At 45.2% G+C, this 16,024-nt stretch carries 13 protein-coding genes and 1 pseudogene; all 14 read left to right on the plus strand.

Translation table 11 applies throughout. The annotated features are described in order from the left end of the window. Nucleotides 1-26: 26 nt before the first annotated feature. The 14 genes and pseudogenes from RWV98_RS07190 (at nt 27) to RWV98_RS07255 (ending at nt 15,949) form a co-directional block, all read left to right on the plus strand. The gene (locus tag RWV98_RS07190; RefSeq protein WP_317864836.1) at nt 27-1,589 is read left to right on the plus strand and encodes a recombinase family protein; all 1,563 of its coding nucleotides are present in this window, start codon (nt 27-29) and stop codon (nt 1,587-1,589) included. Further along, on the plus strand, nt 1,586-2,002 hold the full coding sequence (locus tag RWV98_RS07195; protein ID WP_317864837.1) for a recombinase family protein: 417 nt from the start codon (nt 1,586-1,588) through the stop codon (nt 2,000-2,002). Before RWV98_RS07190 ends, RWV98_RS07195 begins: the two co-directional genes overlap by 4 nt. Continuing rightward, nucleotides 2,002-3,573 (plus strand): recombinase family protein, encoded by a 1,572-nt coding sequence (locus RWV98_RS07200; protein ID WP_317864839.1) that lies wholly within the window; start codon nt 2,002-2,004, stop codon nt 3,571-3,573. The genes RWV98_RS07195 and RWV98_RS07200 overlap by 1 nt, the downstream gene beginning before the upstream one ends. A 145-nt stretch (nt 3,574-3,718) precedes the next feature. Next, nucleotides 3,719-3,931, plus strand: a complete 213-nt coding sequence (locus RWV98_RS07205) for a helix-turn-helix domain-containing protein (RefSeq protein WP_317864841.1) — start codon at nt 3,719-3,721, stop codon at nt 3,929-3,931. A gap of 11 nt (nt 3,932-3,942) precedes the next feature. Continuing rightward, nucleotides 3,943-4,536 (plus strand): plasmid pRiA4b ORF-3 family protein, encoded by a 594-nt coding sequence (locus RWV98_RS07210; protein WP_317864843.1) that lies wholly within the window; start codon nt 3,943-3,945, stop codon nt 4,534-4,536. Between the two features lie 34 nt (nt 4,537-4,570). After that, complete coding sequence (locus RWV98_RS07215; protein ID WP_442872108.1) at nt 4,571-5,551, plus strand: virulence RhuM family protein; 981 nt, start codon at nt 4,571-4,573, stop codon at nt 5,549-5,551. A 94-nt stretch (nt 5,552-5,645) separates the two neighbouring features. Further along, nucleotides 5,646-5,993 carry a hypothetical protein gene (locus tag RWV98_RS07220; RefSeq protein ID WP_317864845.1) on the plus strand — a complete coding sequence of 116 codons (348 nt, stop codon included), beginning with the start codon at nt 5,646-5,648 and terminating at the stop codon, nt 5,991-5,993. A gap of 360 nt (nt 5,994-6,353) precedes the next feature. After that, the gene (locus RWV98_RS07225) at nt 6,354-9,893 is read left to right on the plus strand and encodes a P-loop NTPase (RefSeq protein ID WP_317864847.1); all 3,540 of its coding nucleotides are present in this window, start codon (nt 6,354-6,356) and stop codon (nt 9,891-9,893) included. Between the two features lie 85 nt (nt 9,894-9,978). Then, entirely contained in the window at nt 9,979-10,308 is a 330-nt protein-coding gene (locus tag RWV98_RS07230) for a hypothetical protein (RefSeq protein ID WP_317864849.1), read from the plus strand. 286 nt (nt 10,309-10,594) lie between these two features. After that, nucleotides 10,595-10,783 (plus strand): hypothetical protein, encoded by a 189-nt coding sequence (locus tag RWV98_RS07235; protein WP_317864851.1) that lies wholly within the window; start codon nt 10,595-10,597, stop codon nt 10,781-10,783. Between the two features lie 157 nt (nt 10,784-10,940). Next, nucleotides 10,941-11,627, plus strand: a complete 687-nt coding sequence (locus RWV98_RS07240) for a response regulator transcription factor (RefSeq protein ID WP_317864853.1) — start codon at nt 10,941-10,943, stop codon at nt 11,625-11,627. Beyond that, a pseudogene (locus tag RWV98_RS07245) lies at nt 11,614-12,604 on the plus strand (sensor histidine kinase). The gene RWV98_RS07240 and the pseudogene RWV98_RS07245 overlap by 14 nt, the downstream one beginning before the upstream one ends. Nucleotides 12,605-12,686: 82 nt before the next feature. Continuing rightward, nucleotides 12,687-13,370: an ABC transporter ATP-binding protein gene (locus RWV98_RS07250; protein ID WP_280962770.1), complete on the plus strand. Its 684-nt coding sequence runs from the start codon at nt 12,687-12,689 to the stop codon at nt 13,368-13,370. Further along, nucleotides 13,367-15,949, plus strand: a complete 2,583-nt coding sequence (locus RWV98_RS07255) for an ABC transporter permease (RefSeq protein WP_317864856.1) — start codon at nt 13,367-13,369, stop codon at nt 15,947-15,949. Before RWV98_RS07250 ends, RWV98_RS07255 begins: the two co-directional genes overlap by 4 nt. The last annotated feature ends 75 nt before the right edge of the window (nt 15,950-16,024 follow it).

Below are 16,024 nucleotides of genomic sequence, written 5' to 3' on the forward strand. Positions count from 1 at the left end.
TCACACTGACGAAGGAGGTGTTATCAGTGGCGAAGGTTACAAAAATCTTCAATGAAAAAGAAGAAGAAAACAAGAAGCTGAAGGTTGCGGCCTACTGCCGTGTCTCTACGGACAGTGATGAGCAGATGGAAAGCTTGGAGGCACAGAAGAAGCATTATCAAACCTACATCAAAAGCAATCCTGCGTGGCAATATGCGGGACTGTATTATGATGAGGGCATATCCGGCACAAAAATAGAAAAACGAAAGCAGCTCCTGACTATGCTGGATGCCTGTGGAAGAAAAGAAATCGACTTGGTTATCACAAAATCCATCAGCCGATTTTCCCGAAATACGGTGGACTGCCTTGAGATGGTGAGATTTCTGATCGAACATGGCGTTTATGTGTACTTTGAAAAAGAGAACCTAAATACCATGACGATGGAGAGCGAGCTGATACTTTCCATCCTGAGCAGTATGGCAGAGGAAGAATCCCATTCCATTTCCAAGAACAACAAATGGTCGATTCAGAAACGCTTTGAACAAGGTACGTATGTTATCAGCTATCCCCCTTATGGCTATATCAATGACGGTGGCGAGATGAGAATCGTGCCGGAAGAAGCGGAGGTTGTCCGAAGAATCTTCAATGATACCATTAACGGAAAAGGTTCCGCGCAGATTGCCAGAGAACTGATTGAAGAAGGCATCAAGAGTAAAAAAGGCGGCAAATGGCATTCCACAACGATTCGTGGGATGCTGAAAAATGAAAAATACACGGGCGATGCGATTTTTCAAAAAACCTATACGGATGACCGTTTTACAAGGCACGCCAATAATGGTGAGGAACAGCAGTATTACTGCCGAAATCATCACGAGCCGATTATCAGCCATGAGATTTTTGAATTGGCGGAGCAGGAAACCCGGCGCAGAGCCGATGAGAAAAATATCAAGAAAAGTACGCAAAAGTATAACAAGCGATATGCATTCTCCGGCATTATCAAGTGCGGTGAATGCGGAGCAATCATGAAACGCAGGACTCATTACACAGGCAGGAAAGAATACATTGCTTGGACCTGTGGCACCCATCTGGTGGACAAAACTAAATGCCCCATGCTGTACGTCAGGGATGAGGCAATAAAGGCGGCATTTACCACAATGATGAATAAACTGGTCTTTGGATATAAAGAGGTTCTGACGCCATTGCTGGAAGGGCTGGATGAAAACATGAATTACATGAATACCGAAAAGCAGAGCGAATTTGAAAACCAGCAGAAAGCCATCAAAGAGCGTGAAAAACTCCTGCGGGAGCATTTCCACAAGAATCTGCTGAGTCAGGAAATATTCAGCCGAAGCATGGAAGATATCGAACAGGAACTGCGGACGCTGGCTCAGATGCGGGAAGATTATCTTCACAATCAGCAGAGAGGGACTACCTATCTTGCGGCGGCAAGAGATTTGTATGCCTACTGCTGCAAAGCGGAAATGCATGCAGTCTATGACGAGGAAGTTTTCAAAAGGTTTGTCAACGGTGTGATTATCTTCTCAAGGGACGAGACTGGCTTTCGATTAAACTGCGGCATTACGCTCAGAGAAAGGATGGTGGTTCGATGAGAACGACATTGTTTGGCTATAAAATCAAAAACGGAAAAGCCAGTATTGACAAGGAGAAGGCCGCCAAGGTGCATAGGCTGTTTGACGGATACATCAGCGGCAAGGCGCTGCGGACAGCCGCCCTCGAAGCCGGAATTGATACCTATCACGGCAGTGCAGGCCGGATGCTCCAGAACAAAAAATATATGGGTACGGATTATTATCCTGCAATTATCAGCAAGGAGTTTTTCCAAAAAGCACAGGAAGAAAGAGAGCATCGTGCTGTTAAGCTGGGAAGGGTGCGGGAAGTCGAAGAGGATCTGCCGATACTCTCCCCCACCAAGTTTCGCCTGAAATCAAATGAGATTCTATTTGATGATCCTTTCAAACAGGCGGAGTACGCTTACAGCATGATAGAAAGCGAGTGGTTCTGATGGCAGAAAGAAGTGTAACAATACTTCCGCCAAGGTTAAACCGAAAAGTAGAGAAAACTAAGGCGGAAGAAAAAGCAAAATTAAGAGTGGCCGCCTACTGCCGTGTTTCAACGGACAGCGATGAACAGGCAACCAGTTACGAAGCGCAGATTGAACATTATACCCTGTTCATACAAAATAATCCGGAATGGAAGCTGGCGGGCATATTTGCCGATGACGGCATATCCGGCACGAACACAAAAAAGCGTGATGAGTTCAACCGCATGATAGAAGAATGCAAAGCCGGGAATATTGATATGATTATCACAAAATCCATCAGCCGATTTGCAAGAAACACCATCGACTGCTTGAAATATATCCGGCAGCTGAAAGCACTGAACATTTCCGTTTTCTTCGAGAAGGAAAATATCAATACAATGGATTCTAAGGGTGAAGTTCTTCTTACCATCATGGCTTCCCTTGCTCAGCAGGAAAGCGAATCCTTATCGCAGAACGTCAAGATGGGGATTCAGTTCCGCTATCAGCAGGGCATTGTGCAGGTCAACCACAACCGATTTTTAGGCTATACCAAGGATGCTGACAAAAACCTTGTAATCGTGCCGGAAGAAGCAGAAATCATAAAGCGAATCTACAGGGAGTACCTTGAGGGGGCAAATTACAAGGAAATATCGGCAGGTCTTGAAGCGGATGGGATTCTTACAGCGGCAGGCAATCCGAGATGGCACGCAAGTACCTTAAAGAAAATTCTGACCAATGAAAAATATATGGGAGATGCCCTTCTTCAGAAAACCTATACGGTGGACTGCCTTACCAAAAAGAGAGTTGCCAATGACGGAACCGTTCCTCAATATTATGTGAACAACGACCATGAGGCGATTATTCCAAGGGAACTTTTTGCAAGGGTGCAGGAAGAGATGAAGCGCAGGGCAAATATACGGCAGGGCATGGATGGGAAAAGGCGGGTGTACAGCAGCAAATATGCGCTGTCCAGTATTGTCTTTTGCGGGCATTGCGGCGATATGTACCGCAGAACCCATTGGAATAATCACGGCAAAAAGCAGATTGTCTGGAGATGCGTTACAAGGCTGAATGCTCCGGGAATAGAATGTCCGGCAAGGACGCTGTCCGAGGTGCAGCTGCAGAATTTGGTGCTGGATGCGATCAATAAGGTGCTGGGCGGCAAGCAGAGAGCCATTAAGGTTCTGGAAACCAATATCTCCGAGGTGCTTGGCAATGCCCACATTGAGGAACTGGAGCGCATCAAACGGCAGATTGAAAAACAGCAGACGCTTCTTGTGAAAATGACAGCGGCATCGGAGGATTATTCCAAGGTAGTGGATAAGATTTATGCCCTGCAGAAGGAGCAGGAAGAAGCGATGGCGGCCAACGTAAATTACAAGGCAGGAAAGGAACGGATTCAGGAGATGATTGAATATCTCAAGTCACAGCCGAAACGAGTCACTGCCTGCGATGAACAGCTGGTGCGTAAACTGATTGAAAAAATCACAGTGTATGACGATCATTTGGACTTCCTGTTCAAGTCGGGGATTCAGATTGAGATACGAGGATAAAAAATGGGCTTGCTGTGGTAAGCACTCTGCGAAAAAGCGGGGTGCTTATTTTTCTTGAATGCTTGAAAATAACATGGAAACACGGTATAATAAATTATCTGATAAGTGCAATTTGTTAAAAACAATGCAAACAGAGGAGATTTAAATGCTGAAAAATAATATAGAAGTAGACGTAAAAGTAAAATGTATAGAGAACGGCATGACACAGGCACAGCTTGCAGATAAAATTAAAACAACAAGTCCGTATGTCAACCGTATCATTAAAAAGCAGGATGGTGTTGTGAATAAAACTTTTGTGCAGATGCTGGAAGCTCTGGGGTATGATATTGAACTGACCTATGTGAAGCGAGAGGATTAGGAGAATGCGTTATGGCAGATGTATATAAATTTAAAGTAAGGCTTTGCGAATTAGAAAATGTCATGTGGAGAGATATAGAAATTACTTCTGTTTCCAGTGTGGCAAAGCTGGGATATGCAGTATTGGCGGCATTTGAAAGCACAGCAAGTCATTTGTTTAATATACGTTTTGACGGCAAACGTTATGAAATCGTATTTGAAGAGGATGATTTTGATGATGAGCCTGCTATCAATCCAATAAGGACGAAGCTTTCCGCTCTAAAGCTTAGCGTTGGAGATAAGTTAAGTATGGAATATGACTACGGTGCGGGCTGGGAATTTGAAATAGAATTATTATCCATTTCTGAAATGAAACGTGGAGCAGGAACACATTATCCATATGTTACTGACGGAAAAGGCAACGGAATTATTGAAGATACCTCGCCTTATGAACTTGCTGAAATGGTTGAGAAAACAGATAAGGATGGTACTTTACCTCAAATAATGGATATGTATTCTGGCAAAGAAGTATCGTGGGATTACAGAAAATTCGAGTTGGAATACTGCAATGTGTTTTTTAAAGATAATGTTTGGAAAATACAAAATGCATATGAGGAGTTTGAATAAAAACGAGTGAGGTACTCCAAAGGAGGAAGTTCAAGTGGACAATCACGGAGAAATGCTGATTTATCAGACAGAGGATGGTCTGACAAAAATAGATGTATCATTCGAAAACGATACAGTGTGGCTTTCAAAAAGCCAGATGGCAGAGTTGTTTCAAAGAGATAGAAGTGTTATTTCAAAACATATTAAAAATGTTTTCGATGAAGGCGAATTATCACCAGAAAGCAACGTGCAAAATTTGCACATTGCTAATTCTGATAAACCGGTTGATTTTTATAGTCTTGATGTAATCATTTCGGTAGGTTATCGTGTAAAATCCCAGCGGGGCGTGCAGTTCCGTATTTGGGCCACAGGCATACTGAAAGAATACATCAAAAAAGGTTTTGCTATGGATGATGACCGCCTAAAAGAACTGGGTGGCGGTGGATATTTTAAAGAACTGCTGGAAAGAATCCGTGACATCCGAGCAACGGAAAAGGTATTTTACCGTCAAGTGTTAGAAATCTACGCAACAAGCGTGGATTACAATCCAAAGGCTGATGTTTCCATTCAGTTTTTCAAGCGAGTGCAGAATAAAATTCACTATGCCGTTTCCGGCGAAACTGCTGCTGAGGTGATTTACCATCGTGCAGATGCTGAAAAAGACTTTATGGGACTTATGACATTTTTGGGAGAACAGCCAACACTTCGTGAAGTAAAAGTTGCAAAAAATTATCTTGACGAAAAAGAACTGCGTTCAATGGGTCAGTTGGTTTCCGGATATCTTGATTTTGCTGAGAGACAGGCAGAACGAGAAGTACCTATGACCATGGAGGATTGGGCAAAGCACCTTGACGGGATTTTGACTTCCACAGGAGAAAATCTTCTTACCGGGAATGGCACAATCAGTCATTTGCAGGCGATGGAAAAGGCTCAGACCGAGTATAAAAAGTATAAAGCCAAAACGCTCAGCAGTGTGGAAAAGGACTATTTGGAAAGCATAAAGTTGCTGGAACAAAAAGGGAAACAACAAAAATAAGTTATTCGGAAAATTCGAATGGTTTAGGTTTAACGGAATTTAAAGCAGTAGTGATAAAGAAAAACTTAATAACTGAATTGGAGGGAGGTATTTTATGTTTAATGAAATATGTATATATGAAGCAAAATTAACCAAATTGGATGAAATAGAAGAGCTGATGAAAGAAGTAGCTGAATTCTATTTGAAGCAAGATGGTGTCATTGATGTGCATTATATAAAACGCACCCATCGACAAAAAGATTTTAATGCCGTTAAAGAGGGAGAATTGCCTGTTCGTCTTACAAGAAATGTAGGTAAGGTAACATATGTCTTGTATTGGGTACTGGAAAATGAAGAGGTTCATGCAAGAGTTGGAAAACTTGGTATAGAAAAATTCTATAAACGTTGGAATCGGTGTTTAACCACAATGCCCAAAATAATCTTGGGTGAGAATATCGTTTAACTTACAACTTGCTCCTTGCCAAGATGTTTATGGGAATAAAACCCATTGCCTGTTCCCCTATGGACAGACCCCTGTTTTGAAAATGCTGTTGACCGATTACCAATGGGAGAACGTCCAAAACCGCAAAATAGCGATAAATCTCCCTTGACCTATTTACCGAAATACAGGTTTTTCTAGGGATTTTGGCTTTGACTTGTTCATGCAGATTCAGTGGATTTTGTGGACTTGTTACCTGCAATCATGTGGACTTAGGCTTAAACATTGCTATCAAAACTACCCGCTCAAGCCATTGCGAGGTCTGTGTCAAACTATGTCGGAAATAGATGTATGTATTAATTTGGAGAGAGAGTTGGTGGGCACATGTTAAAAAAGAAAGCAGGTAAAGCAAAAAAGATAAATTCTTGTACATCTAAGTCAACTATTCAAGGATTGCAGGTGTCAAGAACAGGAGGGCAAATTGCTCTCACAGGATTTACGTATCAATTTCTATATTCTTGCTATTTGATATTGTCTGAAATAGATGAGAATACTGTTTTTTATTTAGAGGGAATAGAAGATATTGATAAGATTAGACTTGTAGATTCAAATGATTATAATACTCATATACAATTAAAATATTCAACTCAAAAACAAGATGCCAGTTTTTTAAAAGATGTTTTAAAAAACTATTTAGAAGTTTATCTCATTGATAAAAATCGAAATTTTAAGTTGATTTATGACTTTCAGGTTGCTAAGGGAAATTTGAGTAAACTTTTTGAAAGCAGTTTGGATATTGCTTCCAACACTTACTGGGCAAAAATAATTGAGCAAATAAAAGAAGAGAATCCGTTTTGGAATTGGAATGACTTCTCATACGATAGTTTTATATCTAAGCTTTCTTTTGAAAAAATAGAAAAATGCACTTTGTCTCGAGAAATTGAAAAGCTGTTGATAGGCACTTACGATATTGTAACAGACAATATTTCTATATTTGCAAATGGTCTCAAAATTTGTTGTTTAGAAAAAATGGAACATAGAAATAGCATCAATAAAAATGAGCTTGATACAGTAATTTTTAATATTAAAGATGACATTAGCAAGGGTGTACATAACCCTGCACAAAGTTGGATAAAAAAAGTTGTTTTTGAGTCTAGCGGCAATACCGAAACAGACTATAGCTATTATGAAGGAAAAAAACCTTCTTATCAGGATATCGCACGGCACTTACCAGTCAAAAGAATATTATTGGAAAAGGAAGTTGCTATATCTATCGAAGAAAATAGAGTAACTGTAATTAAAGCATCGAGCGGTCAAGGCAAAACAAGCTTGGCTCTTAAAGTTGCATATGACTTGCAAGAGCAATATACAATTTATCAGCTTTTATGGTGTAATGACCATAAAGAGTTGAGCAATATAGTTTCTTATTTCGCTACGAGAGTAAAAATGGGAGAAAAACCACTAATTATTATTGATAATCTAGATTCTCAACTTAGTGAGTGGAATAGATTAGCTCAACTTTTGCAAGATGAAGTAGCATATCATTACAGATTATTAATAACAACCAGAGAAGAGGATTGGTATAATTATAGTGGAGATTTAAGCAGCGTAAAATCCTTACAAGTGGTTAAATTATTTCTCGGTGAAGAAGAAGCACAGGATATTTTTAAAGTACTTAGTCAAACAGGTAAATTGCACCCCTCAATTACAGATTGGCGGAAATCGTTTAGGATTGTTGAAAAAAAGAAATTACTGATTGAATATATTTATTTACTCACTCATGGCGAAATGCTATCGGAGCGAATCAATAATCAAATTATTCAAATTAGTAGAACTGATTCTGGTAAGATTAAGTGCGAAATTCTTCGAAAGATTTGTTTCGCGGACATATGCGGAATTAAACTTTCAGCAAACAAACTAATTGTTAGTTTAACAGAAACAACTTCTAAAGATTATAGTGAACTGCTAAAGAGCATTGAAAATGAATTTTTAATTCGCATTGATGATACGGAAAAATATATTGAAGGATTACATCCGGTTCGCTCACAGCACATTGTTGATAAGCTGCATGAATTTATTGAGTTAGAAACTACTGCATTGCAAGTTATAAATATTGCAGATTCTACTTATTACACCAAGCTATTTTCTTGTCTGCCAAAGTTAATAAGTAATAAAGAAAATTTCTATTTACAATTAGTTGAGATGATATGGGATAAAAACAATTTAACCCCATATGTAGATGCTTTGCGTGGTATATTTTCCGGTAGTGTTATGCAATATTACCTTACCAATCAGAGTATTTATGATGATGCAAATGAACATGGTGGCTTATTTCTTTTAGATATGGAGTTAAATCCATTTACTAAATTTGAGGAGATAGACACCTCCCTAAACACTTTAGATGATATACAAAAAATAATGCCTGCTAATAAAAATATAGAATATCTATGCAACCTTAGAAATACTACACCAACAATAGAAATATCAAAAACAGACATCTACTTTCTGTGTAAAGCTCTACATGAGCGCTTAAAAAGTGCTAAAGCCTTTGATATTACATCAGACATCACTTCATATGCTGCAATTATTTATTGGCTCATCAACATTGACCATTCTTTTAATTTATCAAATAACATTCCCCTGAAGTTGCTTTGGGAACGCTGTAACAGTTATTCCATAGATACTATATCCACAATTATGTATACTTGTTTTTGTGGAAACAGAGAAAGCTATATGGCGTATGTTAATGAAAATCTAAATAGTATTTTAGTATATCTAAGAAATGAAACTGAATCACTACAAGTATATGTTAACGAGAAAAAAGATAAAATCCATGTAAATTATATTCTCTTTGCAAGTGAAGTCAATAAAGGTAATGACGAAAGTGTATCAAGATTAAAAACCATATGCAAAACGCTTCCTATTTTTGATACTTATTGTGCTGATGCTATTAAACCGGTGATAGATGCACTGTCTGGATATGAAACTCCTAATGATGCACATAAGACAATACCAATCAGAAATATTGTAATTATGTTTCATCAAGAATTTACATCCCTTTGGAGCAAAACAATTCTCAGCAATTATGAATGCGATAGTATTTATGAATGGTTAGAGCATTGGTTTAATATTAGAACCAATTTTGTAAATTTGTCTATTAAAATTGTTATGTGCATTCATAAACTGCTGGAGCAAAAACAATTAGGCAAACTTGCAGATCAAATAGATAAACTTAGAGAAGAATTAAATAAAAAACTAATTAGAGAGTATAGGTATCCTTATGAGGATAGACCTTTTGATGAAAAAGCAAACCTTCCAGAGGGATTAGGTAATATTAAAAGTGACTTTTTTCAAAGCATACAAAATTTCTATAACCAAATAGTTGGATTTTTGAGTAGAGATAACGAGGAAACTCGATTAGCATTAATAAATTTACGGCAGGCATTTTCGACGCTAAAGAAAATGCAAACATACTTTAACGAGATATGTATAGAACAAAAAATACAAATGGAAAAACATCAAGAGTTGTGCAAAAATGAAGATGAAGCATATCAACACCTGATGAGTTCATGCCAGTATTTTAACGAACACAAACCGAGTAAATACTTTAGTAAGTATCAAATAAGTATTTGGTATGAGAAGAACTATCGAGAGAAACTTATTAAGACTTCAGATGCATTAAGTGATTTATCAGCTGTATATTCCATAATTTTTCCCAAGGACTATTTCTTCGATGGTATACTTAGTCAATATCCGATTGTTGTGAACAATTTTAATATGACAGATGGTGATAGACTTATGCGTCTCTTGTACCTATGCATTCCTTTTGCTGAATTAGACTATGATTATTTGATTTTATTATGCTGTAACAAACCCAATATCTTAATTCCTAATGGGTTAAAGATTTCGAAAAAGATTTTTTGAGACACTAAAACAATGTGTCGAAAATAATGAAGAGTCTTCGATAAATGAATTGAGTCCACCTTTTCCTGTAAAGGTTACATCACAGATGGTGGACTGTTTTGCCAATGTATATAATGTTGAAAAACCTGCTGTTACAGGATATGAAAATGTTGGCCGTATAGGCGAACTGTTATGGGCTCTCTCAAAATCTCGACAAGTGCTAACTGACCGTCAGGATGAAAAGTATCTTAGTATTATTGAAAAAAGGTATAAAGATGAAATTTTAAAACTACTTAGAGACATTAGAAGCAAAATCGAGGATGAGTATTTTTCTGAAATATCCAATATTTGTAAATCCGTATTTGAAGGAAGGGAATTTTTGGATGTAAAACTAAATGCATTTTACAATAATCTCATTAGCCTTTGCTTGAATTAAATTCAGTTGGCATATTCTCAGGATAATTTTGAGATGAGAACGCAGCGGCGGGAGAACGGAGAGAAAAAACTGAAAAATCAAATTAAAAGGCTTTAATTAAAACAAAGGACAGGACAAATAATGAGTGCTAAAATAGTGGGTGTCCAGTGGGATAGGAATTATAACGGTTTTGCCAAGGCATAACTGAGCCTTTTGAGAGTCGAAATCACACCCTCAACCCACATCGAGTACGTGGCTTTGATGACAAGGACGGAAAGATAAACCGGAACTGGAAGGAGGTAACATTATGACCAAAAAGCATGCAAGGATTATTGCTGTCATGATGCTGTTGATTGCGGTTATATTTATTTTCTTTGCTTTCCATAACCCACAGGCGAGTTTCCCGTGGAGCAACACAATTACCTATATGCTCTATGGAATCTACGTGATTTTGATGACAGTACTGTTTATTGCTCCATTTAAGAGAACAAAATAATTCCGGTTTCTTGGCTAGAGGAGCGTTTCCCGCAAGGGCCCAACCACGCCTTGCGGAAATCTGGCTCACCTATTCAACACAATGTGAGCCTGCGGCGCCGCCCAACCGGAAAGCCTAGAATAGAGACTTCGCTCATGCGGACAGGAGGGGACAAATCGTGTCGCAGATTTTTTTGGTTGAAGATGACAAGGCGATCGCCAAAAATTTGGTGCTTTTGCTCCGCGCGGAGGGGTTCACGGTCGCGCATGCGTCCACGCGGGCGGAGGCGCTCGGCTTGCTCGGCGGGGATCGGTTCGATCTGGCGCTGGTCGATATTTCGCTGCCTGACGGAAACGGCTTTTCGGTTTGTACGGAAATTAAAGAAAAGCAGGATATCCCCGTGATCTTTTTGACGGCTTCGGGCGATGAGGCGAGCGTTGTCACCGGTTTGAACATCGGCGCGGACGACTACATCACAAAGCCCTTTCGGCCGCGTGAATTGATGGCGCGCATCGCCGCCGCCCTGCGGAAAAGCAAACGCGCGCCGACCGCCGCCGAGATAGGCGGCCTGTATGTCGATACCGCGAGCGGCGTGGTGAAAAAGGACGGCGGCGAGGTCTTTCTTTCCGCTTTGGAGTACCGCCTATTGCTGGTGTTTCTCAATAACCCCAAAAGCATTCTCACGCGGGGACGGCTGCTGGACGAATTGTGGGACGCGGCGGGCGAGTTTGTCAATGACAACACCTTGACCGTGTATATCAAACGCTTGCGGGAGAAAATAGAAAGCGATCCCGCTAACCCGCGTATCATTTTAACCGTGCGCGGGACGGGGTACCGATTGGGAGGCGGCCATGCTTCGGAATAGAGAGTTTCGGCGGTTTGCCGTTTGCTTCGCCCTGATCGCCGCCGCCGCCGTGGCGCTGGGCTTTGCGATCAATACAGCGGCGGGGGTCCTCGCCGTCTGCTCCGCCGCTGCCTTTGGCGCGGCGTTTTTCATATTTACCAAAGCGCGGTACAAAAGCTTGGCGCAGATCGCGGGTCAGATTGATCTGGTGCTCCATCACGCGGACCGCCTGTATATCGCGGAATCGGACGAGGGCGAGCTTTCCATCTTAAACAGCGAGATCACCAAGATGACCTCGCGCATTCGGGAGCAAAACGACGCGCTGAAAAAAAGAAAAGGAGCACCTTGCCGATTCGCTGGCCGATATCGCGCACCAGCTTCGCACGCCGCTCACGTCCGCGAACCTGCTTCTTTCGCTGCTGGAAAACGCCCCGGATGAGAACGAACGAAAGGCCCTGCTGCGCGAAGCGGAGCAACTGTTTGTCCAGATGGATTGGCTGCTCACCTCGCTGCTGAAGCTGGCCCGTTTGGACGCGGGCATCGTGGTTTTCCAGAGCGGGCAAATCGAGGCGGACGAGCTGATCCGCGCCGCGCTTCGGCCGCTTCTGATCCCGATGGAGCTGCACGATATCGCGCTGCAAACGGACGTGCCCGAGGGGGTGCGGATTTGGGGCGACCCGGGCTGGCTGTCGGAGGCTGTTCGGAATATTCTGAAAAACTGCATGGAAAGCGCGGGCGACGGCGGAGCAATCGAAATCCGCTGCGAGGACAACCCGCTGTTTACCGAGTTTACGATCCGCGACAGCGGCGCGGGCTTTGCGGAAGAAGAGCTGCCCCATTTGTTTGAACGGTTTTACCGCGGCAAAAACGCGGAAACGAAAGGGTACGGCATCGGTCTGGCCCTGTGCAAAATGATCGTCACGCGGCAGGGCGGGACGGTCGCGGCCAAAAACCATCCGCAGGGCGGCGCGGTATTTGCCCTTCGTTTCCCAAAGTGACGAATCTCTCACGAAAAAGTCACCGGAATGTGAGCCGAAAGCGCTATGATATGGGTAAACCATGAAAAAGGAGACTCACATAATGGATTTTTTAAGAGTGGAAGATCTATGCAAGGTCTACGGCAAGGGCGAAAATCAGGTCACCGCGCTGGACCATGTATCGCTGACCATTGAAAAGGGCGAGTTTACCGCCATCATCGGCTCCTCCGGTTCGGGCAAATCCACCTTGCTGCACATCATCGGCGGCGTGGACATGCCGACCAGCGGAAAGGTATATTTGGACGGGCAGGACGTCTATGCGGGGAACAATGACAATCTGGCTATTTTCCGCAGGCGGCAGGTCGGCCTGATCTACCAGTTCCACAACCTGATCCCGACCCTGAACGTGGTGGAAAACATCACCCTGCCCATTTTAATGGACAAGCGGAAGGTGAACCGGGAGCGGCTGAACGACCTGCTCGATCTGCTCGGGTTGCAGGAGCGCAGAACGCACCTGCCCAACCAGCTTTCGGGCGGGCAGCAGCAGCGCGTCGCCATCGGGCGCGCTTTGATGAACGCGCCGCAGGTCATGCTGGCCGACGAACCCACCGGCAGCTTGGACAGCCGCAACGGGCACGAGATCATCAAGCTGCTGAAGGAAAGCAATCGCCTATACGGGCAGACGCTGCTGCTCGTCACGCATGACGAAAGCATCGCCTTGCAGGCGGACCGCATCATCACCATCGCGGACGGCGCGGTGGTGCGGGACGTGAGGGCGCGGTCATGAACATTTTTCATAAGGTCGCCCTGCAAAGCATGAGAAAAAGCCGCACCCGCACGATCGTGACGGTGATCGGCGTGATCCTGTCCGCCGCCATGCTCACGGCGGTCACGACCTTTGGCGTTTCTCTGCTGCACTATATGGTGAACGGCGCGGCCCAGAAATACGGCGGCTGGCACGCGGCGTTTTTGGACGTCGACCCCGCCTTTGCGCAGGAGCGGGCCCAAGACGATGCGGTGGCGAGCGCCGCCGCGTTTGAAAATATCGGCTATGCGGCGCTGGAGGGCGGACAAAATCCGGAAAAGCCCTATCTGTTCGTCGCCGGATTCAGCGGCGAAGCGTGGAGCGCCCTGCCCATACGCCTTGTTTCCGGCAGGCTGCCGGAGAACGGCGGGGAAATCCTCGTCCCCTCGCATGTTGCCGCAAACGGCGGCGTAAAGATCGCGGTGGGCGATACGCTCACCCTCGCGGTCGGAAAGCGAACGGCGGGGGAGGCGGCGCTCAGTCAGCACGATCCATACCGCGCGGGAGCCGAACAACTGCGCCCCACGGCGGAGAAAACCTATACGGTCGTCGGCATTTGCGAAAGGCCCACGTTTGAGGAGCGTTCCGCGCCCGGCTACACCCTGATCACAACGGCCGCCGCGGAGGATGAAGCGGACAGCCTCAGCCTGTACGTCACCCTGCAAAAGCCGCGTCAGGTTCACGCCTATGTGGCGAGCGCCGCCGGCGGGCGCACCGTGGTGCTGAACGAGGAGCTTTTGCGGTTCATGGGGCTTTCCGATGACACGCTGTTCAACACGCTGCTGTACGCGGTCGGCGGGATCGTGATCGCGATTATCATGCTGGGCTCTATTTTTTTAATCTACAACGCTTTCAGCATCTCTTTGAACGAGCGCACGCAGCAAATCGGCATCCTGTCCTCCGTGGGGGCCACGGCCGGACAGCTGCGCGGCTCGGTGCTGTTCGAGGGGCTTTGCATCGGCGCGGTCGGCATCCCGATCGGCGTAGCGGCGGGTATCGCGGGTATGGGCGTTGTGATCGCGGCGGTATCCAAAAACTTTAAGGATATCCTCTACGCCGGCGTATCGCTCACCCTGACCGTGTCCTTGCCCGCTATTCTCCTCGCGGCGGCCGTCAGTCTGGCGACGATCCTGATCTCGGCCTATCTGCCGGCGAAAAGGGTCGCGCGCATGCCGGTAATGGACTGCATCCGCCAGACAAACGAGGTCAAGGTGCGGGCCGGGGATGTCAAAATATCAGGGCTGGCCCAGCGCCTATACGGTCTGGAAGGCAGCCTTGCGCTGAAAAATTTTAAGCGGAACAAGAAGCGCTACCGCAGCATCGTGCTGTCCCTTGTATTGAGCGTCGTGCTGTTTGTCACGACCAGCTCGTTCGTGATGGATTTGAAGCAGGCATCGGAGCAGGCGATCGTGTTCACCACCTACGACATCGGCTTTGGCACAATCGACATGGAAGACGGCCCCATGCTGGCGCTTTACGACCGGCTCAAAAACGTCCAAGGCGTGCAAGAGAGCGGCTATCAGGTTTGTGTGGATTATACCTGCACGGTCCCGGCGGACCGGCTGACGGACGCTTACTGGCAAACCGTAGGGGGCTACGCGCCGGATGAAGAGGTAAAGCTGCAAATGATGGTGCAGTTTCTGGACGACGGCTCCTATCTCGCCATGGTACGGGAGCTCGGCCTGCCCACGGACGAATATACCGGGCCGAACGCGAAACTTCTCGCAGTCGCCAAAATGGACCTAGAGAACAACCGCCTGCACGAGGTGACGGAGTTTGCCGACCTGTTTCAAGGCTCCGAGATGGACGCCGCCATTACCCCCAAGGCGAGCGGTGAAACGGAGCAGGCCCAGCCGGTCCGCATGACTTTGGTAGAGGCCGTGGTGCCGGATATTCCCCCGATGACGGTGGGTACCTATGAAAAACAGCCCTATATCTTTCAGGTGCTGGCGCCGTGGTCGCTGCAAGACAGACTGGCCCCCGCGGGCGGCTTTCCGGAAATCAGGGCCAAGGGCATGACCTTCCGGTCGCAAACGCCCGCCGCGTCCACCGCGGCCATGAAGGCGATTGTGGAGGACGCGGGCGTTACCGCCGCGTATAACCTGATGAACATGCAGCAGGCGCTGAGCGAAAGCCGCAACTATATCTTTATTGCGAACGTTTTCGCCTATACGTTCATCGTGATGATCTCGCTGATCACGGCGGCCAATGTGTTCAACACCATCTCCACCAACCTGAAGCTGCGCCGCCGGGAGCTTGCCATGCTCCGCTCCGTGGGGATGTCGGACCGGTCGTTTAACCGCATGATGCGCGTGGAGTGCGCTTTTTACGGCGCGCGGGCGCTGCTGATCGGTCTGCCTGTCGCGGCCCTCTGCTCTTGGCTGATCTACAAGGGCATGTTCATCGGCGGGGCGGACCATATCGAATTTGTGCTGCCTTGGGCCAGTATCGGGATCAGCGTGTGTAGCGTGCTGCTCATCATATGGATCACCATGGTGTATGCCGTCGGCAAGCTCAAAAAAGAAAATATCATTGACGCTTTGCGGGACGATATGACCTGAAATACGCGCCTAGCTGACGCAATGTCAGTCAGCTAAGAATAACTGACTCCTATACAACATAGCGCCGCCCTTTGG

Origin of the sequence: Agathobaculum sp. NTUH-O15-33 (genome assembly GCF_033193315.1) — a bacterium.
Taxonomy (GTDB): domain Bacteria; phylum Bacillota; class Clostridia; order Oscillospirales; family Butyricicoccaceae; genus Agathobaculum; species Agathobaculum faecihominis_A.

What these genes read in the sequence shown, in the direction of transcription:
- RWV98_RS07230 (WP_317864849.1), top strand. Translation starts at nt 9,979, where the DNA reads ATGGTGGACTGTTTTGCCAATGTATATAATGTTGAAAAACCTGCTGTT.
- RWV98_RS07205 (WP_317864841.1), top strand. Translation starts at nt 3,719, where the DNA reads ATGCTGAAAAATAATATAGAAGTAGACGTAAAAGTAAAATGTATAGAG.
- RWV98_RS07210 (WP_317864843.1), top strand. Translation starts at nt 3,943, where the DNA reads ATGGCAGATGTATATAAATTTAAAGTAAGGCTTTGCGAATTAGAAAAT.
- RWV98_RS07250 (WP_280962770.1), top strand. Translation starts at nt 12,687, where the DNA reads ATGGATTTTTTAAGAGTGGAAGATCTATGCAAGGTCTACGGCAAGGGC.
- RWV98_RS07220 (WP_317864845.1), top strand. Translation starts at nt 5,646, where the DNA reads ATGTTTAATGAAATATGTATATATGAAGCAAAATTAACCAAATTGGAT.
- RWV98_RS07225 (WP_317864847.1), top strand. Translation starts at nt 6,354, where the DNA reads ATGTTAAAAAAGAAAGCAGGTAAAGCAAAAAAGATAAATTCTTGTACA.
- RWV98_RS07255 (WP_317864856.1), top strand. Translation starts at nt 13,367, where the DNA reads ATGAACATTTTTCATAAGGTCGCCCTGCAAAGCATGAGAAAAAGCCGC.
- RWV98_RS07195 (WP_317864837.1), top strand. Translation starts at nt 1,586, where the DNA reads ATGAGAACGACATTGTTTGGCTATAAAATCAAAAACGGAAAAGCCAGT.
- RWV98_RS07200 (WP_317864839.1), top strand. Translation starts at nt 2,002, where the DNA reads ATGGCAGAAAGAAGTGTAACAATACTTCCGCCAAGGTTAAACCGAAAA.
- RWV98_RS07235 (WP_317864851.1), top strand. Translation starts at nt 10,595, where the DNA reads ATGACCAAAAAGCATGCAAGGATTATTGCTGTCATGATGCTGTTGATT.